The organism is Streptococcus oralis subsp. dentisani, assembly GCF_002096335.1.
In the GTDB taxonomy this organism is placed as follows: domain Bacteria; phylum Bacillota; class Bacilli; order Lactobacillales; family Streptococcaceae; genus Streptococcus; species Streptococcus oralis_Z.
Window position 1 is genome coordinate 82593 of the sequence record NZ_NCUW01000027.1, and the last position, 21849, is coordinate 104441.

A 21849-nucleotide genomic window follows, 5' to 3' on the forward strand; every position below is an offset into this window, starting at 1 on the left:
GTGCTCGTTTTTTTGATGATAAGTTCACTCCAGGGGAAATAAGTCCATTAGTAGCCTGATGGAGCAAGAGAATAGTGCTTTTCCTCTTCTTCTTTCACAGAAAATATGGTATAATAGAGAGTAAAAAACTTTGAAAGAAAGAAAAAGATGAATTTAAAAGATTATATCGCAACGATTGAAAATTATCCCAAGGAAGGCATCACCTTCCGTGATATCAGCCCTTTGATGGCAGATGGAAATGCTTATAGCTATGCTGTTCGTGAAATCGTTCAGTATGCAACGGACAAGAAAATCGACATGATTGTGGGGCCAGAGGCTCGCGGATTTATTGTTGGCTGTCCGGTTGCTTTTGAGTTGGGAATTGGCTTTGCACCTGTTCGTAAACCAGGGAAATTGCCACGTGAAGTCATTTCTGCTGACTATGAAAAAGAGTACGGTATTGATACCTTGACCATGCACGCGGATGCCATTAAACCAGGTCAACGCGTTCTCATTGTAGACGACCTCTTGGCGACAGGTGGAACCGTCAAGGCAACCATTGAAATGATTGAAAGACTTGGTGGAGTTGTAGCAGGTTGTGCTTTCTTGATTGAACTTGATGAGCTTAAAGGCCGTGAAAAAATCGGTAACTACGATTACAAGGTACTTATGCATTATTAATGAAAAACAGTCCTTGGGGCTGTTTTCTCTTCATCTGCTATATAAACAAACTATAGCTAGTTAGAGAAAAACTATAATTGAAAACTATATCTTCTTGCAGTATAATAAAAGGACTAAGTGTTTGAGATTTGACTTCAAACACATTCAATTATTTCTAAAAGAGTACAGTTAGGAGAAGGTTATGCCGATTAGAATTGATAAAAAATTGCCAGCTGTTGAGATTTTACGGACAGAGAATATCTTTGTCATGGATGATCAACGTGCGGCCCACCAAGATATCCGTCCCTTGAAAATTTTGATTTTAAACCTCATGCCTCAAAAGATGGTAACAGAAACGCAACTCTTACGGCATTTGGCTAATACCCCTTTGCAATTGGATATTGATTTCTTATATATGGAAACACATCGTTCCAAGACGACTCGTGCAGAGCATATGGAGACTTTTTATAAAACTTTTCCTGAAGTCAAGGACGAGTATTTTGATGGGATGATTATCACAGGGGCTCCGATTGAGCATTTACCATTTGAGGAAGTGGACTATTGGGAGGAATTCAGTCAGGTGCTTGAGTGGTCCAAGACCCATGTCTATTCGACCCTTCATATCTGCTGGGGTGCCCAAGCAGGTCTTTATGCTCGCTATGGAGTTGATAAACACCAGATGGAGCAGAAATTGTCAGGCATTTACCCGCAGGATACCTTGAAAGAGGGCCATCTTCTCTTTCGTGGTTTTGATGATAGCTATGTAGCTCCCCATTCTCGTTATACAGAAATCTATAAGGAAGAGATATTAGGAAAAACCAATCTGGAAATCCTCTCTGAGGGAGAACAAGTCGGCGTTTCTATTTTAGCCAGTCGGGATCTTCGTGAGATTTATAGTTTTGGTCATTTAGAATATGACCGTGATACTCTAGCAAAAGAGTATTTTCGTGATTGTGAGGCAGGACTTAATCCTCACATTCCAGAAAATTACTTCAAAAATGATGATGTGAATGAGAAACCGTGTCTTTGTTGGTCTTCATCAGCTGCCCTCTTTTTCAGTAATTGGGTTAACTATGCTGTTTATCAGGAAACCCCCTTTGACTGGAAAAAGGTAGAGGATGACGCAGCTTCATTTGGATATTTATAAGAGGAATTATGACATATTTTGACGCTTTTAAATCAGGGAACTTGGTTTTACCAAGTGCCCTGCTCTTGCATTTTAAGGAACTCTTTCCTTCTAGTGATGATTTTCTCGTCTGGCAATTTTTTTATCTGCAAAATACATCTGCTTTGGATGAGCTATCGCCAAGCCAAATTGCAGAAACTATTGGAAAAGAACTTGCAGATGTCAACCAATCCATTTCAAACTTGACTGAAAATGGGCTACTACAATATCGAACGATTGAACTAAATGGGGAAATCGAGCTTATTTTTGATGCTAGTTTGGCCTTTGAACGCTTGGATAACTTGTTGGACAGCCAGACTCCAGCTGCAACTACCCCAAATCCACAAAATCAATTGAAGGATCTGGTTGAGACGTTTCAGCAGGAATTAGGACGCTTGCTAACGCCGTTTGAAATCGAAGATCTTTCCAAGACTGTCAAAGAAGACGGGATCAAGGCAGATTTGATTAAAGAAGCACTTCGAGAAGCCGTTCTAAATGGCAAACCAAATTGGAAGTACATTCAGGCGATTCTCCGGAATTGGCGCCATGAAGGTATCCAATCTGTAGCACAGGTGGAGGCTAAACGAGCTGAGAGAGAAGCGAACAATCCTAAACAAGTTCAAGCTTCGGCTGATTTTCTCGAGGCCATGAATTTGTGGCAAGATTAGTCGCTTGAAAAGTCTTGAAAATTAGAGTAAGGTTTGCAAGCTCCTTATAAATATGATAAAATAATAGAAAATAAAATGAAAAAAGAGGTATGTGAAATGTCACGTAAACCATTTATCGCTGGTAACTGGAAAATGAACAAAAATCCAGAAGAAGCAAAAGCATTCGTTGAAGCCGTTGCCTCAAAACTTCCTTCATCAGACCTTGTTGAAGCAGGTATCGCAGCTCCAGCTCTTGATTTGACAACTGTGCTTGCTGCTGCAAAAGGTTCAAACCTTAAAGTTGCTGCTCAAAACTGCTACTTTGAAAATGCAGGTGCTTTCACTGGTGAAACAAGCCCACAAGTTTTGAAAGAAATCGGTACAGACTACGTTGTTATCGGTCATTCAGAACGCCGTGACTACTTCCATGAAACTGACGAAGACATCAACAAAAAAGCAAAAGCAATCTTTGCAAATGGTATGCTTCCAATCATCTGTTGTGGTGAGTCACTTGAAACTTACGAAGCTGGTAAAGCGGCTGAATTCGTAGGTGCTCAAGTATCTGCTGCTCTTGCAGGATTAACTGCTGAGCAAGTTGCTGCATCAGTTATCGCTTATGAGCCAATCTGGGCTATCGGTACTGGTAAATCAGCTTCACAAGACGACGCACAAAAAATGTGTAAAGTTGTACGTGACGTTGTAGCGGCTGACTTTGGTCAAGAAGTTGCGGACAAAGTTCGTGTTCAATACGGTGGTTCAGTTAAACCTGAAAACGTTGCTTCATACATGGCTTGCCCAGACGTTGACGGTGCCCTTGTTGGTGGTGCGTCACTTGAAGCTGAAAGCTTCTTGGCCTTGCTTGACTTTGTAAAATAATCTAGGTTTTTCCAGACAGACAGTCAAAAGTACTAGGTGACTTTGACTGCCTGTCTTATTTTTACTTGGAGCATTCTTATGAAAAGGAATTTTTTCAGATTAGGAAAGTTCCTTAGGGAAGGAAAGGCGTGCAGAAGCGCGCTCTTTTCTGTATTAAAAAGTTATGAAAGGAGGAGTTATGCTCTATATTTGGTCTTATTTGAAAAAATATCCCAAGTGGTTATTCTTGGATTTCTTTGGCGCTATTTTCTTTGTTATCGTCAATCTTGGACTGCCAACAGTTCTGGCTCGGATGATTGATGAAGGTGTGAATAAAGGGAATGAATATCAATTGTATGTTTGGGCCGCTATTATGCTGGTGATTATCCTATGTGGAACCTTAGGGCGTATAGTCTTGGCCTACGCAGCTAGTAAGCTGACGACCAATATGGTCAAGGATATGAGGGATGATCTCTATGCCAAATTACAAGAGTATTCTCATCATGAATATGAAAAGATAGGAGTATCTTCACTGGTTACTCGTATCACCAGTGATGCCTTTGTTCTCATGCAGTTTGCAGAACAGACCTTAAAACTGGGTGTCATTACTCCCATGATGATGTTGTCTAGTATTTTAATGATCTTTTTGACCAGCCCGTCATTAGCTTGGATAGTAGCTTTTGCAGTACCTTTCTTGGCTGTGGTGGTTATTTATGTGGCTGTCAAGACTCGCCCTTTGTCAGAGAAACAGCAGGCTACCTTAGACAAGATCAATCAATACGCTAGAGAAAATCTGATGGGGCTCCGTGTCATTCGTGCCTTTGCCCGTGAGGAGTTTCAAGAGGAACGCTTTGCAGGGCAAAATGCGGTCTATGCAGCTAATTCCAATCGTCTGTTTAAACTAACTGGCTTGACAGAACCCTTGTTTGTTCAGATTATTATTGCCATGATTGTGGCTATTGTCTGGTTTGCTCTGGATCCTATCAAACAAGGTTCTCTTCAAATTGGGGATCTGGTGGCCTTTATCGAATATAGTTTCCACGCCCTCTTGTCCTTCCTTTTTTTATCTAGCCTCTTTACCATGTACCCTCGTACAGCGGTTTCGAGTGAGCGCTTGAAAGAAGTCATGGAGATGCCGATTTCTATTGATCCAAATGAAGGAGGTATCAGAGAAACTGAAACTCACGGCTATTTGGAATTTGAAAATGTCACCTTTGCTTATCCAGGGGAGACGGAAAGTCCTGTTTTGCACAATATTTCGTTCTGTGCCAAACCGGGTGAAACCATTGCCTTTATCGGTTCGACCGGATCTGGTAAGTCCTCTCTTGTGCAATTGATTCCCCGTTTTTACGATGTTACCCTTGGGAAAATCAAAGTTGATGGTGTCGATGTGAGGGATTATCGACTTAAGTCTCTTCGTCAAAAGATTGGTTTTATTCCACAGAAGGCTTTACTCTTTACAGGAACCATCGCTGAGAATATTCGCTATGGGAAAGAAGACGCTAGTTCTGCAGACTTAAATCAGGCGGCAGATGTGGCGCAAGCTAGAGATTTTATTGAAAGTCGAGAAGAAGGATTTGCGACTCATCTAGCTGAAGGCGGAAGCAACCTTTCTGGGGGACAGAAACAGCGCCTTTCAATTGCCAGAGCGGTTATAAAGAATCCTGATATCTATATTTTTGATGATTCTTTCTCAGCCTTGGATTATCGCACAGATGCCATTCTACGCCGTCGTCTCAAGGAAGTCACTCAAAATGCAACAGTCTTAATCGTTGCTCAACGTGTCGGGACCATTATGGACGCGGACCAGATTATCGTTCTTGATAAGGGAGAAATCGTAGGTCGCGGTCGACATGAGGAATTGATGAAGACAAATGACATCTATCGTGAAATTGCTGAGTCGCAGTTGAAAAATGCATCTCTAACAGAAGAATAGGAGGAAACATGAAAACACAATCTAGTTTGGCTCGTTTGTGGAGCTATTTAAAAGCCTACCGTTTTTCTGTCTTTTTTGCAGTCTTTCTAAAAGTTTTAAGTGTGGTCATGAGTGTCTTGGAGCCTTTTGTCTTGGGGCTGGCCATTACGGAGTTGACAAAAAACATTTTAGATATGGCTAAGGGCCTTTCAGGTGCTGGTATCAATACTGGCTACATCGGAACTGTTTTAATCATTTATCTCTTTAGAGGTCTCTTGTATGAACTTGGTTCTTATTATTCCAACTATTTCATGACCAATGCGGTACAGTCCATGACCCAAGATCTGCGAAATGAAATGACTGAAAAGATCAATCGTATCCCTGTGTCTTTCTTTGACAAACACCAGTTTGGTGATTTATTGGGACGCTTTACCAGTGATGTTGAGACAGTTTCCAATGCCCTTCAGCAGTCTTTTCTTCAAATTGTAAATGCCCTTTTGACGATTGTCCTCGTCATGGGAATGGTATTATACTTAAACTTTCAGCTGGCTATAGTGGTGATTCTATCCATTCCAGTGACCTATTTTGGTGCAAGAAGTATCCTGAAACGTTCTCAGCCTTATTTTAAAGAGCAGGCGGCTATTTTAGGACGGATGAATGGCTACGTGCAGGAAAATCTCACAGGTTTTAATGTCTTGAAACTCTACGGTCGTGAGGAATCTTCTCATAAAGAATTTTCTGAGATTACGGACGACCTCCAACGTGTTGGCTTTAAAGCCAGCTTTATCTCTGGACTCATGATGCCAGTTCTCCATGCCGTATCAGACTTGACCTATCTGATCGTTGCAGTTCTTGGTGGTTTGCAGGTTATTGCGGGCCGTTTGACAGTGGGGAATATGCAGGCCTTTGTTCAGTATGTTTGGCAGGTCAGCCAGCCTATCCAAAACATCACTCAACTTGCGGGTCAAATGCAAAGTGCCAAGTCTTCGCTCGATCGTATCTTCGATATCTTGGATGAGACAGAGGAAGTCGAGGGAGAAGAACTCGAAATCCTTGAACCCTTAACAGGTCAGGTAACTTTTAAGCAGGTTGATTTTCAGTATGTCGAAAATAAGCCATTGATTCGAAACTTTAATCTAGAAGTTCAACCAGGAGAGATGGTAGCGATTGTAGGTCCGACTGGAGCTGGTAAAACAACCCTGATTAATCTACTCATGCGTTTTTACGATGTTACAGCAGGTGCAATCTTGGTTGACGGCCAGGATATTCGTCAGTTGTCACGACAAGACTACCGCCGGCAGTTTGGGATGGTCTTGCAGGATGCTTGGCTTTATGAAGGGACTATCAAAGAAAATCTACGTTTTGGAAATCTTGACGCCAGTGATGAGGAAATAATAGAAGCTGCCAAAGCAGCAAATGTAGACCACTTTATTCGAACTCTTCCTGGTGGTTACAATATGGAGATGAACCAAGAGTCCAGCAATATTTCCCTCGGGCAAAAGCAACTCTTGACCATCGCGCGTGCTCTCCTAGCCAATCCTAAAATTCTCATTCTGGATGAAGCAACTTCCTCTGTTGACACCCGTTTGGAACTCTTGATTCAAAAAGCCATGAAACGGTTGATGAAGGGGAGAACCAGCTTTGTCATCGCCCATCGTCTCTCGACCATTCAAGAAGCGGATAAGATTCTCGTTCTTAAAGATGGACAGATTATTGAGCAGGGAAATCATGAAAGCTTGCTCCAAGAAAAAGGCTTCTATTACGACCTTTATCAAAGTCAATTTTCGAGTAAATCCGATCAAGTCAGCTAATAAAATAAGGCTAGATTTTTCTTAAATTATCAGTCTATTGCAACTTTTCTCAGATAGTACACTTTCCTTGCTATCGTTTTATGATAGTAGTATACTTATACTATAACCACTAATAAGAAGGTTATAAAAAATGAAAAGAGGTAAGAAATATGGTTGAATTGAAAAAAGAAGCAGTAAAAGACGTAACAACATTATCTAAAGCAGCGCCAGTAGCATTGGCTAAAACAAAGGAAGTATTGAACCAAGCAGTAGCGGACTTGTATGTGGCTCACATCGCCCTTCACCAAGTTCACTGGTATATGCGTGGCCGTGGCTTCCTCGTTTGGCATCCAAAAATGGATGAATACATGGACAGTCTTGATGGCTATCTTGACGAAATTAGCGAACGTTTGATTACCCTTGGTGGCAAACCTTACTCAACTTTGACAGAGTTCCTTCAACACAGTGAAATCGAAGAAGAAGAAGGAGAATTCCGTAACGTTGAAGAAAGCTTGGAACGTGTTCTAGCTATTTATCGCTACCTCATCACTCTTTTCCAAAAAGCTTTGGATGTAACTGACGAAGAAGGCGATGATGTTACAAACGATATCTTTGTTGGGGCTAAGGCTGAACTTGAGAAAACAGTTTGGATGCTTACAGCAGAACTTGGACAAGCTCCTGGTTTGTAAGATATAGTTGCTACCCCTTTTATCATGAGGTGCTTGATAAGTGCCCATGACCAATCATCTTTTAAAAGTCATGTAACTGTAAAAAGGTGCATGACTTTTTTTGTCTGCTGGACTTCGGACACATTGTCAAAAGTAGGATTTTACGGTATAATAGTTGCTGTTCAATAATATATGAATTTCAAAGATAATTGATAGTTTAAGGAGGACCTATGAACAACTTACCAAATTGCCCAAAATGTAATTCAGAATATGTCTACGAAGACGGAAGTCTTTTGGTCTGCCCAGAGTGTGCCTATGAATGGAACCCTGCAGAAGTTGCAGAAGTAGAAGAAGGTGTTGTTGCTATCGATGCCAATGGAAATAAATTGGCTGACGGCGATACTGTAACCCTTATCAAGGACTTGAAAGTAAAAGGGGCGCCAAAGGACTTGAAACAAGGAACTCGTGTCAAAAATATCCGTATCGTAGAAGGTGACCACAACATCGATTGTAAGATTGATGGTTTTGGAGCTATGAAACTTAAGTCAGAATTTGTTAAGAAAATCTAGCCATGAAACTGAATTATAAATTTATCTTTTATAGTCGTGTGCTCTTGTTCTTAGCGGCATTTACAGGAGTTTATTTGGAGATTACCAAGCACGGTGGCTTTGGTATGCTCCTGTACTACACAGTATTGTCCAATCTTTTGGTAACGATTTTCACTGGCTATCTACTCCGTGTGATGAGCCGTTCAGGTGAAAATTGGCAAAGTCCAACCCTACTTCGTCTCAAGGGTGGCGTTACCATGAGTATCATGATTACTTGTGTGATTTATCATTTTATGCTTGCTCCGATAGCGACAGACTTTTATCGTGTGGAGAATTTCCTTTGCCACTATATCGTTCCACTCTGGTTTTTAGCCGATACCCTCTTCTTTGATAAGCAAGGTCAATACAAGATCTGGGATCCAGTCTTGTGGACCATCTTGCCCTTGGTTTACATGCTTTTTGCCCTTTTTAATGGCTTAGTATTGAAACTACCGGTACCAAATTCCAAGGTTAGTCCTTTCCCTTATTTCTTTTTAGATGTGGCAAAAGGTTGGGACGTGGTTATTAAATGGTGTTTAATTATCTTTGTGGCCTATATGGTTGCAGGATTTATCTTCTACCTAATCAAGCAAATCAAGCGGAAATAGTCTTCCTGTAAAGGAAACTAGGACGGAGTCCCTATGTTAGTTGGGCTCCTTCTTTTCTTGCCATATCCTATAAAAAAAGATATGATAGTGAGAGAAAAAAACAGAAAGAGAATCCATGAAACAATATTTAGAACGGGCTAGCATTCTAGCCCTCTCCCTCGTTTTGATTACTTCCTTTTCCATCTCGAGTGCTCTACCAGCTATGTTTGACTACTATCAGGGCTATCCCAAAGAACAAATTGAGCTTCTCGTTAGCCTTCCTTCTTTTGGAATTATGATCATGCTGGTCTTAAATGGGGTTTTGGAGCGTTTGTTGCCTGAACGCCTTCAGATTAGTCTAGGGCTTCTCATCCTCTCTATCGGTGGAACAGCTCCCTTCTGGTATCAGGATTACAACTTTGTCTTTGCGATGCGGATTTTATTTGGCTTGGGCGTTGGAATGATCAATGCCAAGGCCATTTCCATCATCAGTGAACGCTATCATGGAAAGACACGGATTCAGATGCTGGGGCTCCGCGGATCAGCAGAAGTTGTCGGGGCGTCGATTTTGACTCTAGTGGTTGGTCAACTCTTATCCTTGGGATGGACAGTGACTTTCTTGGCTTATAGCGCTGGATTTTTAGTTTTGATCCTTTATTTGCTCTTTGTCCCTTATGGGAAAGAAAAAAAAGAAGTCAAGAAAAGAGAGGCCGAAACGACTCGTTTGACAGGACAGATGAAAGGCTTAATTTTTCTATTGGCTGTCGAAGCAGCTGTTGTTGTCTGCACTAATACAGCTATCACCATTCGTATTCCAAGCTTGATGGTGGAAAGAGGGTTAGGGGATGCCCAGTTATCGAGTTTGGTTTTAAGTATCATGCAGTTGATTGGTATCTTGGCTGGTGTGAGTTTTTCTTTCTTTATCTCTCTTTTTAAAGAAAGGTTGCTCCTGTGGTCAGGTATTGCCTTTGGATTGGGGCAGATTGTAATTGCCTTGTCTCCGTCATTAGGTGTGATGATTGTTGGAAGTATTGTGGCAGGCTTTTCTTACAGTGTGGCCTTGACTACTGTCTTTCAGCTTCTTTCTGAAAGAATCCCAGCCAAACTCCTTAATCAGGCAACATCTTTTGCGGTGCTAGGATGTAGCTTTGGGGCCTTTACCACACCTTTCATTCTTGGAGCGATTGGTTTAGTCACTCAAAACGGTATGTTGGTCTTCACCATTCTAGGATGTTGGTTGATTGTAACCTCTATCTTTGTTATGTATGCACTTCAAAAGAGAGCTTAGGATGGTTTCCTAAGTTTTTCTTTTTAGGGATTGTACCCAGACAATACTTGTTTTAGGACCTTGTTTACAGACTACTTTCTTGATAAAATAGAAGCTATGACAAGATATAAAGCAATCATTTCCTATGATGGTTATGCCTTTGCTGGTTTTCAGCGCCAGCCTCATGCGCGTAGTGTTCAGGAAGAAATCGAAAAAACCTTAACGAGACTCAATAAAGGACAGGCAATCACTGTTCACGGTGCGGGTAGGACAGATAGTGGGGTTCATGCTCTGGGACAGGTCATTCATTTTGACCTGCCCTATCAGATGGATGAGGAAAAACTCCGTTTTGCTCTGGATACCCAATCTCCGGAAGATATCGACGTAATCTCGATGGAGCTTGTGGCGGATGATTTTCACTGTCGTTACGCCAAGCATAGCAAGACCTATGAGTTTATCGTGGATAGAGGACGTCCCAAAAATCCTATGCGCCGTCACTATGCCACTCACTTTCCTTATCCGCTCGATGTGGAACGGATGCAGACGGCAATCAAAAGGCTAGAAGGAACCCATGATTTCACTGGTTTTACAGCCTCTGGGACTAGTGTGGAGGATAAGGTTCGCACCATCACAGAAGCGAGTCTTAGGGTGGATGATACAGGCCAGTTTTTGACCTTTACCTTTTCTGGAAATGGTTTTCTTTACAAACAGATTCGCAATATGGTGGGGACTCTTCTCAAAATCGGCAACAACCGCATGCCAGTTGAGCAGATTGACCTCATCTTGGAGAAAAAGGACAGGCAACTTGCTGGTCCCACTGCAGCACCGAATGGCTTGTATTTGAAGGAGATTCGTTATGAAGAATAATCGTATTTTAGCACTTTCTGGAAATGATATTTTTAGTGGTGGTGGTTTGTCAGCTGATTTGGCGACCTATACCTTGAATGGTTTGCATGGTTTTGTAGCGGTGACTTGCTTGACAGCCTTGACAGAAAAGGGATTTGAAGTCTTTCCGACGGACGATACTATTTTTCAACATGAGTTGGATAGTTTGCGTGACGTGGACTTTGCAGGGATTAAGATTGGTCTTCTCCCTACTGTCAGTGTGGCTGAGAAGACACTGGACTTTATCAAGCAACGTCCGAGAGTGCCTGTGGTATTGGACCCCGTTTTGGTCTGCAAGGAGACGCATGATGTGGCAGTCAGCCAACTCTGTCAAGAGTTGATTCGCTTTTTCCCTCATGTCAGTGTGATCACGCCTAATCTCCCAGAAGCAGAATTGCTAGCAGATCAAGAGATTAAAACCTTGGAAGATATGAAGACAGCAGCGCAGAAATTGCATGACTTGGGAGCGCCAGCAGTCATTATCAAGGGAGGCAATCGTCTCAGTCAGGATAAGGCAGTAGATGTCTTTTATGATGGACAAAATTTTACGATCCTAGAAAATTCCGTTGTCCAGGAGCAAAATGCTGGTGCAGGTTGTACCTTTGCCTCAAGCATTGCCAGTCACTTGGTAAAAGGGGATGAACTATTAGCAGCAGTGGAAAGTTCTAAAGCTTTCGTTTACCGTGCTATTGCACAAGCAGATCAATATGGAGTAAGACAATATGAAGCAAACAAAAACAACTAAAATCGCCCTAGTATCTATCTTAACAGCCCTATCCGTAGCTTTAGGTTATGTGGTGAAAATCCCAACAGCTACTGGAATCCTCACTTTTTTGGATGCTGGAATTTTCTTTACCGCCTTTTATTTTGGGCGCCGTGAAGGAGCCATCGTTGGAGGTCTAGGAGGTTTTATCATTGACCTTATTTCAGGTTATCCTCACTGGATGATCTTCAGCTTGATTTTCCATGGTTCACAGGGCTATTTTGCAGGTTTTAAAGGCAAATGGCAATGGTTAGGCCTTGTCTTGGCTACTATCGTCATGGTAGCTGGTTATGCCTTCGCTACTGCTTGGATGAAGGGATGGGGTATAGCTCTGGCAGATGTTCCTCACAATTTATTGCAGAATTTTGTTGGAATGTTTGCAGGATTTCTTCTCTATCAAAGTATTAAAAAGATAAAATAAAAAAGTCAGCTCAAATAGCTGACTTTTTGATTGTCTATAAGTTTAATAAAAATAAAGCAAATCTTTGCTGGTGCTGGTAAAGAGGTCAAATCCATCTTTAGTGACAACACCGCAGTCTTCGATACGAACACCGACTTTACCAGGGATATAAATACCTGGTTCAACAGAGAAGCACATGCCTTCTTCGATGACCATGTCGTTCCCTTCCATGATAGAAGGGAATTCGTGAACATCCATACCGATACCGTGCCCGAGACGGTGGTTGAAGTACTCACCGTAGCCAGCTTTTTCGATGACTTCACGGGCGGCGCGGTCCACTTCGTGAGCAGTTACACCTGGCTTGATAAAGTCAAGAGCCGCTTGTTGGGCTTCAAGGGTCAAGTTGTAAATATCTTTCTTGAATTGGTCTGGTTTACCGACAGCGACTGTACGAGTCATGTCAGAAGCGTAGCCATTAACCATAACACCGAGGTCAAAGAGGAGAAGGGCATCCTTTTCGACTTTGTTTGCTCCAGGGATACCGTGTGGATTTGCAGCGTTATCACCAGTCAAGACCATGGTATCAAAGCTCATTTCATAGCCTTCACGCTTCATGGCAAAGTCGATTTGTGCGATGATATCTGTCTCAGTCTTATCAAGAGAAATATTGTCAAAACCAACATTAACAGCCTTGTCCGCATAGAGGCCTGCAACCATCATTTTTTGCACTTCATCAGCTGATTTGATGAGGCGCATGCGTTGGATGCGAGGAGTGAGGTTTTCAAACTCAGCGGCTTCAAAGACCGTTTTCAAACCATGGTATTTAGTCAAGATGAGATTGTCAAACTCAACTGCTACACGTTTGAAATCAAGTTGTGGAAGAGCATTCTGGATTTTCTTCCATGGATTTTCAGAGTCCACATAGCCTACAACCGGGAAGGAAACAGTGCTGCTTGCACGCTCAACCTCAAGGGCTGGAACGAAGAGGAGAGGTTCCTGGTCTGCTAGGACAAAAAGGAACATTTGGCGTTCATGGGGATCACTGTAAAAGCCAGTGAGGTAATTGATAGTGACGGGGTCAGATACGACAGCGACGTCTAGTTTTTCTGATTCAAGATATGTTAGGATTTGTTGTAATTTAGACATATGCTACCTTCTTTCTACCCCTCTATTTTGGCAAAAAATGAGAGAAAATGCAAGGGAGAAGGGTAAAAGAAAAGACAAAAAGAACTCCGACGAGATAGGGGAGTTCTTTGGTCTAGTTTTCTTTAGTTTAAGAAAAGTCAGCCTTGCTTTTGACGTCACTGTATTCTTCGGCAATTTCTTGGCTGAGAATGTCCTCATAGGCAGGGAGTTGAATATCCTGACCGTATTTTTTCTTGAGAGCAGTAGTGACTAGGCGATAAGCCAGATTGGCATTGCGAGAGAGGATAGGTCCGTGGAAATAAGAGCCGAAGACATTCTTGTAATGAACCCCTTCACCGACTTTTTCTTCGTTGTTTCCATTTCCATAGACAACCAGTCCCAGTGGTTTTTGGTCATCTGAGAGGAAGGTACGGCCCTGGTGATTCTCAAATCCATAGTAGGTTTCATCGAATTCGTCATTATGAATCTTAATATCACCGATAAAGCGGTTATTGGTCTGGTTGAGCGTGTAGTGGCCCATGACACCTAGACCTTCGATGCGCTTGCCTGAAGCTTCAACATAATATTGTCCCAATAGTTGAAAACCACCGCAGATGGCTAGAACAACACCATCGTTTTGGATGTAGTTGTCAATGCTCTCTTTTTTAGCAGGAAGATCGCCAGCGATAATACTTTGTTCAAAGTCTTGACCCCCACCGAAAAAGGCGATATCGTAGTGGTTTTCATCAAAGTCATCATGGAGAGAAACGATGTCAACTGTTACATGAGCTCCGAGTTTCTCAGCCACATACTTGAGCATAAGGATGTTTCCATTGTCTCCATAGGTATTCATGAGGTTTCCATAGAGGTGGGCGATGTTAAGCTGATAAGGGTAGTTGCCAGCTTTTGAGGAAAGTGAAGTATAAACCATTAGTTCATCTCCTTTCTAACAATCTGACGACTAGCCAGCAGTTCGCGGAATTCCAGCATAGCCGTATAGGTAGCTAGGATATAGGCATGCTTGCAGTCTTGGTTTTCAATGGTTTTGAGAACTTGCTCCAGATTGCTTGTCTCAGTGATTTTATCAGCTGGGTAGCCGGTCACCCGAAGACGACGTGCGATTTCAGAATGACGAACACCTCCCGCGTTGATTTCAGGAATATCCATGTCGGTGATTTGTTCAAAGTCCGCATCCCAGATCCAGCTAGTGTCAATTCCATCTGCATAGTTGGCATTGAGGAGGACAGATAGGCTAAATGGATAAGGGGCTAGTTTGATCATTTCGATAGCTTGGGTCGCACCGACTGGATTCTTAATCAAGACGAGAGTACATTCCTTATCACCGATATGGAAGGTTTCCTGGCGTCCAAAGACAGCACGGCTCTTATAAAATCCTTGCTTGATGAGTTGTGAATCAGCCCCGAGGAAACGGGCGATGGCAACCGCAGCTAGCGCATTGTAGATGTTGTAAAGTCCACCGATTTGGATGCCGTATTCTTGTCCGTCAATGACAAAGCGAGAGCGATTGTTGGTCAACTCAACCAAGTCTGTCAGACGGTAGTCCAATTCAGGACGTTTGCAACCACAATTTTCACAGATATAGGCACCCAAATTGGCATAGGTATTGTGCTCATATTTGAGGATACCTTGGCAGTCAGGACAGAGGATTCCTTCGGTATTGTAGTGAGCCAGTTGAGCTGGTCCTTTTTCCAAGTCAAAACCAAAATACTGGACAGGATTTGGAATGGCTGGCTTGTAGAAAAGCGGACTGTCCCCGTTAAGAAGTACAGTTGCAGTAGGTACCTTGCGGATGGCATCCAAAATCATGTTATAAGTTGTGTAAATCTCACCGTAGCGGTCCATCTGGTCACGGAAAATATTAGTGATGACAAAAAGGCTAGGATGGATGTAGTCACAGATACGAGAAAGACTGGCCTCATCAATTTCTAGAACAGCGATGTTCTTTCCAGTTTTAGAGGATTTGGCAGTCAAGAAGGTTGTCGTAATCCCTGTGATCATGTTGGCGCCACTAGGATTGGTCAGAACCTGACCATAGATCTCTTTTAAAATACCAACAGTGAGGGCAGTTGTCAGGGTTTTACCATTGGTTCCAGTGACCACGACAATCTCGTAGTTCTTAGCTAGATTTTGTAAAATATCTTTATCAAATTGAAGGGCCAGTTTTCCAGGGAGCGTACTTCCACGACCAAGACGGCTCAAGATGAAGTGAGATGAACGCCCAGCTAGGAGGCCCAAAGTAGTTTTTAATTTCATGTTTCTATTATATCATAAAAGAGGGAAAAGACAGATTTGAGATTTCGCAGAAACAAAAACAGCCCGATGAGGGCTGTTGGTTAACAAATCAGTCTCAACTTAGATAGCAAACAAGTCATTCAAGTTCTCAGCCAAGGTTGGGTGAGTGAAGATCTGTTTTGTGAAGTAAGTGTAAGGAATCTTGTTGTCCATAGCAACAGTGATGATGTTGATAATTTCTTGAGAACCTTCTGAGAAGATAGTTGCACCAAGAATTTCTTTGGTTTCAGTATTAACAACAGCTTTGAAAGCTCCGCGAAGGTCGCCATTTACATGACCACGAGGCATCGCAGCAACAGGGATTTCCTTCACAGCGTATGGAAGTTTCAAATCAGCTGCTTGACTTTCCGTCAAGCCAACTTGAGAAAGAGCTGGTGTGATGAACATGGTGTTTGGTACATTGAGCCGGTCTTCGAGTGTGTAGCTGCCATCTCCAGCAAGGTAACTATAGACAACACGGAAGTCATCAAGTGAGATGTAGGTAAATTGAGGTCCACCGTTGACATCCCCAACTGCAAAGACACCAGGAACGTTTGTTTGACAATGTTTGTCGACCTTGATAGCACCACGCTCTGTTAGTTCAATATCTGTGTTTTCAAGTTGAAGTGGTTCTACGTTTGGCTTACGTCCAGTTGCGTAGAGAAGGGCGTCGAAACGGTAGGTTTCGTTTTCGGTTACGACAAGGACTTGGTCACCGTCGTTTTTGATTTCAGTAGTATGGATATTTTGAAGTAATTCAATGCCGTCTTCTTCCATGTATTGTTTAGCAAGAGCTGCGATGGAAGGTTCTGCACGAGGTAGGAAAGTATCCAAGGCATCTAGGACGGTGACTTTGCTGCCGAGTTTGTTGTATAGGCCTGCAAATTCAAGACCGATATTTCCGCCACCAAGGACACCAAGTTTTTCAGGCAATTTGTCCAAGTTTTGGATACCTGTTGAGTCAAAGACGTTTTTGCTTGTAGCAAGTCCAGGGATTGGCAAAACATTTGAAACTGCCCCAGTGTTGATAACGATAGTTTCTGCAGTCAGTTCTTTCTTTTCATCACCAGCTTGGATTTCGATGACTTTATTTGAAAGGAAGTGAGCTTCCGCATCAAAGATATCCACGCCTGTACCAGCAACAGTCGCATAGTTTTTACCGTTGAGGCGACTAGTGATGGTATTTTTGGTAGCAATGACTTCTTCAAAAGACAAGTCTTTCTCAGCAGCAACCAGCAAAGTCTTAGTTGGGATACATCCGATGTTGATACAAGTTCCACCGTACATAGCTTTGCTACGTTCAACCAGGGCAACTTTTTTGCCAGCTGAAGCCAATTTACCAGCTAGTGTCTTCCCAGCTTTACCAAATCCAATAACGATTAAATCATATGTTAACATTTATAGTCCTCCTATTCGATTTTCATTCTAGCATAAGAAAACACTTTTTGCACAAATCTGCTACGGGAAAGACAGAAAAAGATAAAAACGCTTTCCAGACAAAAAACTAGTAATTTTTTGACAAGCTTGATAAACTAAAATCCTATCTATTTTTATATAAAATAGAATAAATGTTCGAAAATAGGAGGTTTTATGAAATCGAATCGTTATATTATTGCCTTTGCTGGGGTCATTTTACACTTAATGCTGGGTTCGACTTATGCTTGGAGTGTTTATCGCAACCCTATTATTGAAAAAACGGGATGGGATCAGGCTTCTGTTGCCTTTGCCTTTAGTCTAGCAATCTTTTGTTTGGGATTATCGGCTGCATTTATGGGGCGTTTGGTAGAAAAATTTGGTCCGAGAGTCATGGGGAGTATATCTGCTTTTCTATACGCAGGTGGAAATATCTTAACAGGATTTGCAATAGACCGTCAGGAGCTGTGGTTGTTGTATCTCGCTTATGGCATTTTAGGTGGGCTTGGTTTGGGAGCAGGCTATATTACCCCTGTGTCAACGATTATAAAATGGTTTCCTGATAAACGTGGTCTCGCAACAGGTTTAGCGATTATGGGATTTGGTTTTGCTTCTTTATTGACTAGTCCCATAGCGCAACATCTCATCGCAGGGGTAGGGCTTGTAGAAACTTTTTATATTTTAGGAGCAAGTTACTTTATTATCATGCTCCTAGCTTCACAATTCATTAGGCGTCCAAAGGAGCAAGAACTTGCAATCCTATCTGCTTCAGGGAAAGAAAAAACAGCCTCTCTGACGCAAGGAATGACTGCAAATCAGGCTTTAAAAAGCAATCGGTTTTATATACTTTGGATTATTTTCTTTATCAACATAGCTTGTGGATTAGGTTTAATTTCAGCGGCATCGCCAATGGCACAGGAGATGGCTGGCTTGTCTACAAGTCATGCAGCAGTAATGGTGGGCGTTTTAGGGATTTTCAATGGGTTTGGTCGTTTGCTCTGGGCGAGTTTATCTGACTATATCGGGCGTCCTCTAACCTTTAGTATATTACTGCTTGTCAATCTTTTCTTTTCTCTCTCACTTTGGCTCTTTACAGATTCCGTTTTATTTGTAGTCGCTATGTCTATTTTGATGACTTGCTATGGAGCTGGTTTTTCATTGATTCCGGCTTATCTCAGTGATATTTTTGGAACCAAGGAATTGGCTGCTCTGCATGGTTATATTTTAACAGCTTGGGCAATGGCAGGTTTAGCAGGACCTATTTTATTAGCAGAGACCTATAAAATGGCTCATTCTTACACACAAACCTTGTTCGTTTTTCTCATTTTATATAGTATAGCCTTGGCTTTGTCTTATTATTTAGGTCGTTCAATCAAAAAGGAAAGTCAAAAAGCGTTTACATGATTTTCTAGAGAAATTGGGCTATCTTTTGCCCTGGTCTTGTGTTATACTAGATAAGTTGCAAAGAAACTCGTACTTTTCTTTCGTGGAAAAGAAGCAACACGGTATCTCGTTTTTTAAGAAGATACGTCATGAAAAGAAAAGTATATACTAAGCCCTATAGGATGGCTTCGCACCATCTTTAGAAAGAAGAAAAACGTGAAATTTAATGAATTTAACTTGTCTGCTGATTTGCTAGCAGAGATTGAAAAAGCTGGATTTGTAGAAGCAAGTCCTATCCAAGAGCAAACTATTCCTTTGGCTCTTGAGGGAAAAGACGTTATCGGTCAAGCTCAGACTGGTACAGGGAAAACTGCAGCCTTTGGCTTGCCAACCCTTGAAAAAATCCGTACAGAAGAAGCGACCATCCAAGCCTTGGTCATCGCTCCAACTCGTGAACTCGCTGTTCAAAGTCAAGAAGAACTCTTCCGCTTTGGTCGTAGCAAGGGAGTGAAAGTTCGCTCAGTTTACGGTGGTTCAAGCATCGAGAAACAAATCAAGGCCCTTAAATCTGGTGCCCATATCGTGGTAGGAACACCAGGCCGTCTCTTAGACTTGATCAAACGCAAGGCTTTGAAATTGCACGATATTGAAACCCTCATCCTTGATGAAGCAGACGAAATGCTCAACATGGGCTTCCTTGAAGATATCGAAGCTATTATCTCGCGTGTCCCTGAAAGTCGTCAAACCTTGCTCTTTTCAGCAACCATGCCAGATGCTATCAAACGTATCGGTGTTCAGTTTATGAAAGAGCCTGAGCATGTGAAGATTGCTGCTAAGGAATTGACAACAGAACTGGTGGACCAGTACTATATCCGTGTCAAGGAACAAGAAAAATTTGATACGATGACCCGTCTCATGGATGTGGAACAACCAGAACTCGCTATCGTGTTTGGTCGTACCAAACGCCGTGTGGATGAATTGACTCGTGGACTTAAAATCCGTGGCTTCCGTGCCGAAGGTATTCATGGTGATTTGGACCAAAACAAACGTCTTCGTGTCCTCCGTGATTTTAAAAATGGAAATCTTGATGTTCTAGTTGCGACAGACGTAGCGGCGCGTGGTTTGGATATCTCAGGTGTGACCCATGTCTACAACTACGATATTCCACAAGATCCTGAAAGTTATGTTCACCGTATCGGTCGTACAGGTCGTGCTGGTAAGTCAGGTCAGTCCATTACCTTTGTTTCTCCAAATGAAATGGGTTATCTCCAAATCATCGAAAACTTGACCAAGAAACGTATGAAAGGCTTGAAACCAGCGACAGCAGAAGAAGCCTTCCAAGCTAAAAAGCAAGTGGCGCTCAAGAAAATTGAACGAGACTTCGCAGACGAAGCAATCCGTGGGAACTTTGAGAAGTTTGCTAAAGATGCTCGTAAGTTGGCTGCTGAATTTAGTCCTGAAGAATTGGCTATGTATATCTTGAGTCTGACTGTCCAAGATCCTGACAGTCTTCCGGAAGTTGAGATTGCACGTGAAAAACCACTACCATTTAAACCATCAGGTAATGGCTTCGGTGGAAAAGCTAAGGGAGGTCGTGGAGGCCGTCGTGGGGAGGATCGTCGAGACCGTGATCGCCGTGGCAATGGTCGTCGTGATGAGTTCAAGAAAGGTAGTCGTGGGAACGATCGTTTTGATAAAGACAGACGTTACCGAAATAAAGACAATAAAAAACCTCGCAACACTTCAAGCGAAAAGAAAACAGGCTTTGTTATTCGTAACAAGGGAGATAAATAGGAAAAAGCGATTCACAATGTGAATCGCTTTTATATATAAGGAGACCAAGGGGAAAAGAAGATGGATAATAGTAAAGGAAAGGTGAGATGGGAAGGGATCCTTAATTCATCTTCTTATAATGTTATAATATCAAAAAAATGAAGTCTTGTCAATGAAAAATAATGATTTTTTCTAAAATATTTTTGCTTTTAAAAATTGCAATTCAATAAGCAATTTTCAGATAATTATTGAAATTTTAGGTTCTTTATGTTATAATGGTAGCGATTAAATGCGAGGTGAAAAATGGCACATTTATTAGAAAAGACAAGAAAAATTACATCAATTTTAAAACGCTCTGAAGAGCAAATGCAGGATGAACTTCCATACAATGCCATTACACGTCAACTAGCAGACATTATTGATTGCAATGCCTGTATTGTCAATAGCAAGGGACGACTTTTGGGCTATTTTATGCGCTATAAAACCAATACCGATCGCGTAGAGCAGTTTTTCCAAACCAAGACGTTTCCAGATGACTATGTACAAGGGGCAAACATGATCTACGACACGGAAGCCAATCTTCCTGTTGAACATGATTTGACCATTTTCCCTGTTGAGAGCCGTGCGGACTTTCCAGATGGTTTGACAACCATTGCTCCCATTCATGTATCAGGGATTCGCCTAGGTTCCTTGATTATTTGGCGTAATGATAAGAAATTTGAAGATGAGGATTTGATTCTCGTTGAGATTGCGAGCACGGTGGTAGGGATTCAACTTCTGAACTTCCAACGTGAAGAAGATGAGAAAAATATTCGTCGTCGTACGGCTGTTACCATGGCGGTCAATACCCTCTCCTATTCAGAACTTCGTGCCGTATCAGCTATTTTAGCTGAGTTGGATGGAAATGAAGGACAATTGACTGCATCTGTCATTGCTGACCGCATCGGAATCACGCGCTCAGTAATCGTCAATGCTCTCCGTAAGCTAGAGTCAGCAGGAATTATTGAGAGCCGCTCGCTCGGAATGAAGGGGACTTATCTCAAAGTTCTAATTGGTGATATTTTTGAGGAAGTGAAAAAGAGGGACTACTAATGGCAAAGGCTTTAATCTCGATTGACTATACAGAGGATTTCGTAGCAGACAACGGAAAGCTAACTGCTGGAGCACCTGCTCAAGCAATATCAGAGGCAATCAATCAGGTGACCAGACTGGCTTTTGATCGTGGAGACTATGTTTTCTTCACCATTGATGCTCATGAGGAAGGGGATGATTTTCATCCTGAGAGTAAACTCTTTCCACCGCACAACATCATTGGGACTAGTGGCCGTAACCTCTATGGCCCCCTAGCTGATTTCTATGCGGAAAATAAGGACGATAGTCGCGTCTTTTGGATGGACAAGCGTCACTATTCAGCATTTTCAGGAACGGACCTCGATATTCGCTTGCGAGAACGTCGGGTCGATACCGTCATCTTAACTGGTGTTTTGACGGATATTTGCGTTCTTCATACTGCTATTGATGCCTATAATCTAGGTTATAAAATCGAGGTTGTCAAGCCTGCGGTTGCTTCTATCTGGCCAGAAAATCATCAGTTTGCTCTTGGGCATTTTAAGAACACTCTGGGAGCCAAATTATTGGATGAAAATCTTGATGAAATTAAAGAATGATTCCCTTGGAAAAATGAAAAAAATCTGA

The 21849-nt window shown here is 42.1% G+C and carries 21 protein-coding genes; 17 read left to right on the forward strand and 4 right to left on the reverse strand.

Annotated features, from left to right (window positions below; genetic code table 11):
• The first annotated feature begins 147 nt into the window (after positions 1 to 147).
• From B7709_RS03005 to B7709_RS03065, 13 genes are all read left to right on the forward strand, one after another.
• On the forward strand, positions 148 to 660 hold the full coding sequence (locus B7709_RS03005) for an adenine phosphoribosyltransferase (RefSeq protein WP_061587700.1): 513 nt from the start codon (positions 148 to 150) through the stop codon (positions 658 to 660).
• Positions 661 to 841: 181 nt separating this feature from the next.
• A complete protein-coding gene (gene metA / locus B7709_RS03010) occupies positions 842 to 1786 on the forward strand; it encodes a homoserine O-acetyltransferase MetA (protein ID WP_084971547.1) in 945 nt (314 codons plus the stop codon).
• 8 nt (positions 1787 to 1794) lie between these two features.
• A complete protein-coding gene (locus B7709_RS03015; RefSeq protein WP_084971549.1) occupies positions 1795 to 2472 on the forward strand; it encodes a DnaD domain-containing protein in 678 nt (225 codons plus the stop codon).
• A 96-nt stretch (positions 2473 to 2568) separates the two neighbouring features.
• The gene (tpiA, locus tag B7709_RS03020; RefSeq protein ID WP_000087893.1) at positions 2569 to 3327 is read left to right on the forward strand and encodes a triose-phosphate isomerase; all 759 of its coding nucleotides are present in this window, start codon (positions 2569 to 2571) and stop codon (positions 3325 to 3327) included.
• Between the two features lie 178 nt (positions 3328 to 3505).
• On the forward strand, positions 3506 to 5242 hold the full coding sequence (locus tag B7709_RS03025) for an ABC transporter ATP-binding protein (RefSeq protein WP_084971551.1): 1737 nt from the start codon (positions 3506 to 3508) through the stop codon (positions 5240 to 5242).
• 8 nt (positions 5243 to 5250) lie between these two features.
• A complete protein-coding gene (locus tag B7709_RS03030; RefSeq protein WP_084971553.1) occupies positions 5251 to 7032 on the forward strand; it encodes an ABC transporter ATP-binding protein in 1782 nt (593 codons plus the stop codon).
• 149 nt (positions 7033 to 7181) lie between these two features.
• Positions 7182 to 7700 (forward strand): Dps family protein, encoded by a 519-nt coding sequence (locus B7709_RS03035; protein WP_084971555.1) that lies wholly within the window; start codon positions 7182 to 7184, stop codon positions 7698 to 7700.
• 209 nt (positions 7701 to 7909) lie between these two features.
• Positions 7910 to 8248, forward strand: a complete 339-nt coding sequence (locus tag B7709_RS03040) for a zinc ribbon domain-containing protein YjdM (protein WP_001061600.1) — start codon at positions 7910 to 7912, stop codon at positions 8246 to 8248.
• 2 nt (positions 8249 to 8250) lie between these two features.
• Positions 8251 to 8874, forward strand: a complete 624-nt coding sequence (locus B7709_RS03045; protein ID WP_084971557.1) for a Pr6Pr family membrane protein — start codon at positions 8251 to 8253, stop codon at positions 8872 to 8874.
• A gap of 115 nt (positions 8875 to 8989) precedes the next feature.
• Complete coding sequence (locus tag B7709_RS03050) at positions 8990 to 10141, forward strand: MFS transporter (RefSeq protein ID WP_084971559.1); 1152 nt, start codon at positions 8990 to 8992, stop codon at positions 10139 to 10141.
• A 96-nt stretch (positions 10142 to 10237) separates the two neighbouring features.
• Positions 10238 to 10987, forward strand: coding sequence for a tRNA pseudouridine(38-40) synthase TruA (gene truA, locus B7709_RS03055; RefSeq protein ID WP_084971561.1), 750 nt, complete (start codon positions 10238 to 10240; stop codon positions 10985 to 10987).
• On the forward strand, positions 10977 to 11750 hold the full coding sequence (locus B7709_RS03060; protein ID WP_084971563.1) for a bifunctional hydroxymethylpyrimidine kinase/phosphomethylpyrimidine kinase: 774 nt from the start codon (positions 10977 to 10979) through the stop codon (positions 11748 to 11750). Before truA ends, B7709_RS03060 begins: the two co-directional genes overlap by 11 nt.
• The gene (locus B7709_RS03065) at positions 11728 to 12189 is read left to right on the forward strand and encodes an ECF transporter S component (protein WP_084971565.1); all 462 of its coding nucleotides are present in this window, start codon (positions 11728 to 11730) and stop codon (positions 12187 to 12189) included. Before B7709_RS03060 ends, B7709_RS03065 begins: the two co-directional genes overlap by 23 nt.
• Positions 12190 to 12231: 42 nt before the next feature.
• Here B7709_RS03065 and B7709_RS03070 read toward each other — a convergent pair whose 3' ends face one another.
• From B7709_RS03070 to B7709_RS03085, 4 genes are all read right to left on the reverse strand, one after another.
• Positions 12232 to 13314 carry a M24 family metallopeptidase gene (locus tag B7709_RS03070; protein WP_084971566.1) on the reverse strand — a complete coding sequence of 361 codons (1083 nt, stop codon included), beginning with the start codon at positions 13312 to 13314 and terminating at the stop codon, positions 12232 to 12234.
• A gap of 127 nt (positions 13315 to 13441) precedes the next feature.
• On the reverse strand, positions 13442 to 14224 hold the full coding sequence (gatD, locus tag B7709_RS03075) for a lipid II isoglutaminyl synthase subunit GatD (protein ID WP_084971568.1): 783 nt from the start codon (positions 14222 to 14224) through the stop codon (positions 13442 to 13444).
• Positions 14224 to 15567 (reverse strand): lipid II isoglutaminyl synthase subunit MurT, encoded by a 1344-nt coding sequence (murT, locus tag B7709_RS03080; RefSeq protein ID WP_084971570.1) that lies wholly within the window; start codon positions 15565 to 15567, stop codon positions 14224 to 14226. Before murT ends, gatD begins: the two co-directional genes overlap by 1 nt.
• Before the next feature lie 99 nt (positions 15568 to 15666).
• Entirely contained in the window at positions 15667 to 16983 is a 1317-nt protein-coding gene (locus B7709_RS03085; protein ID WP_084971572.1) for an FAD-containing oxidoreductase, read from the reverse strand.
• Positions 16984 to 17175: 192 nt separating this feature from the next.
• Here B7709_RS03085 and B7709_RS03090 point away from each other — a divergent pair, with 192 nt between their 5' ends.
• The 4 genes from B7709_RS03090 (at position 17176) to B7709_RS03105 (ending at position 21821) form a co-directional block, all read left to right on the forward strand.
• Positions 17176 to 18402, forward strand: a complete 1227-nt coding sequence (locus B7709_RS03090) for an L-lactate MFS transporter (RefSeq protein WP_084971574.1) — start codon at positions 17176 to 17178, stop codon at positions 18400 to 18402.
• Between the two features lie 195 nt (positions 18403 to 18597).
• Positions 18598 to 20175, forward strand: coding sequence for a DEAD/DEAH box helicase (locus B7709_RS03095; protein WP_084971576.1), 1578 nt, complete (start codon positions 18598 to 18600; stop codon positions 20173 to 20175).
• A gap of 282 nt (positions 20176 to 20457) precedes the next feature.
• On the forward strand, positions 20458 to 21246 hold the full coding sequence (gene codY, locus B7709_RS03100) for a GTP-sensing pleiotropic transcriptional regulator CodY (RefSeq protein ID WP_061453377.1): 789 nt from the start codon (positions 20458 to 20460) through the stop codon (positions 21244 to 21246).
• The gene (locus B7709_RS03105) at positions 21246 to 21821 is read left to right on the forward strand and encodes a cysteine hydrolase family protein (protein ID WP_084971578.1); all 576 of its coding nucleotides are present in this window, start codon (positions 21246 to 21248) and stop codon (positions 21819 to 21821) included. Before codY ends, B7709_RS03105 begins: the two co-directional genes overlap by 1 nt.
• Positions 21822 to 21849: the final 28 nt, after the last annotated feature.

What these genes read in the sequence shown, in the direction of transcription:
- B7709_RS03025 (WP_084971551.1), top strand. Translation starts at nt 3,506, where the DNA reads ATGCTCTATATTTGGTCTTATTTGAAAAAATATCCCAAGTGGTTATTC.
- B7709_RS03060 (WP_084971563.1), top strand. Translation starts at nt 10,977, where the DNA reads ATGAAGAATAATCGTATTTTAGCACTTTCTGGAAATGATATTTTTAGT.
- B7709_RS03035 (WP_084971555.1), top strand. Translation starts at nt 7,182, where the DNA reads ATGGTTGAATTGAAAAAAGAAGCAGTAAAAGACGTAACAACATTATCT.
- murT (WP_084971570.1), bottom strand. Translation starts at nt 15,567, where the DNA reads ATGAAATTAAAAACTACTTTGGGCCTCCTAGCTGGGCGTTCATCTCAC.
- codY (WP_061453377.1), top strand. Translation starts at nt 20,458, where the DNA reads ATGGCACATTTATTAGAAAAGACAAGAAAAATTACATCAATTTTAAAA.
- B7709_RS03015 (WP_084971549.1), top strand. Translation starts at nt 1,795, where the DNA reads ATGACATATTTTGACGCTTTTAAATCAGGGAACTTGGTTTTACCAAGT.
- tpiA (WP_000087893.1), top strand. Translation starts at nt 2,569, where the DNA reads ATGTCACGTAAACCATTTATCGCTGGTAACTGGAAAATGAACAAAAAT.
- B7709_RS03045 (WP_084971557.1), top strand. Translation starts at nt 8,251, where the DNA reads ATGAAACTGAATTATAAATTTATCTTTTATAGTCGTGTGCTCTTGTTC.
- truA (WP_084971561.1), top strand. Translation starts at nt 10,238, where the DNA reads ATGACAAGATATAAAGCAATCATTTCCTATGATGGTTATGCCTTTGCT.
- B7709_RS03040 (WP_001061600.1), top strand. Translation starts at nt 7,910, where the DNA reads ATGAACAACTTACCAAATTGCCCAAAATGTAATTCAGAATATGTCTAC.
- metA (WP_084971547.1), top strand. Translation starts at nt 842, where the DNA reads ATGCCGATTAGAATTGATAAAAAATTGCCAGCTGTTGAGATTTTACGG.
- B7709_RS03050 (WP_084971559.1), top strand. Translation starts at nt 8,990, where the DNA reads ATGAAACAATATTTAGAACGGGCTAGCATTCTAGCCCTCTCCCTCGTT.
- B7709_RS03065 (WP_084971565.1), top strand. Translation starts at nt 11,728, where the DNA reads ATGAAGCAAACAAAAACAACTAAAATCGCCCTAGTATCTATCTTAACA.
- B7709_RS03030 (WP_084971553.1), top strand. Translation starts at nt 5,251, where the DNA reads ATGAAAACACAATCTAGTTTGGCTCGTTTGTGGAGCTATTTAAAAGCC.
- B7709_RS03005 (WP_061587700.1), top strand. Translation starts at nt 148, where the DNA reads ATGAATTTAAAAGATTATATCGCAACGATTGAAAATTATCCCAAGGAA.
- B7709_RS03085 (WP_084971572.1), bottom strand. Translation starts at nt 16,983, where the DNA reads ATGTTAACATATGATTTAATCGTTATTGGATTTGGTAAAGCTGGGAAG.
- B7709_RS03105 (WP_084971578.1), top strand. Translation starts at nt 21,246, where the DNA reads ATGGCAAAGGCTTTAATCTCGATTGACTATACAGAGGATTTCGTAGCA.
- B7709_RS03090 (WP_084971574.1), top strand. Translation starts at nt 17,176, where the DNA reads ATGAAATCGAATCGTTATATTATTGCCTTTGCTGGGGTCATTTTACAC.
- B7709_RS03070 (WP_084971566.1), bottom strand. Translation starts at nt 13,314, where the DNA reads ATGTCTAAATTACAACAAATCCTAACATATCTTGAATCAGAAAAACTA.
- gatD (WP_084971568.1), bottom strand. Translation starts at nt 14,224, where the DNA reads ATGGTTTATACTTCACTTTCCTCAAAAGCTGGCAACTACCCTTATCAG.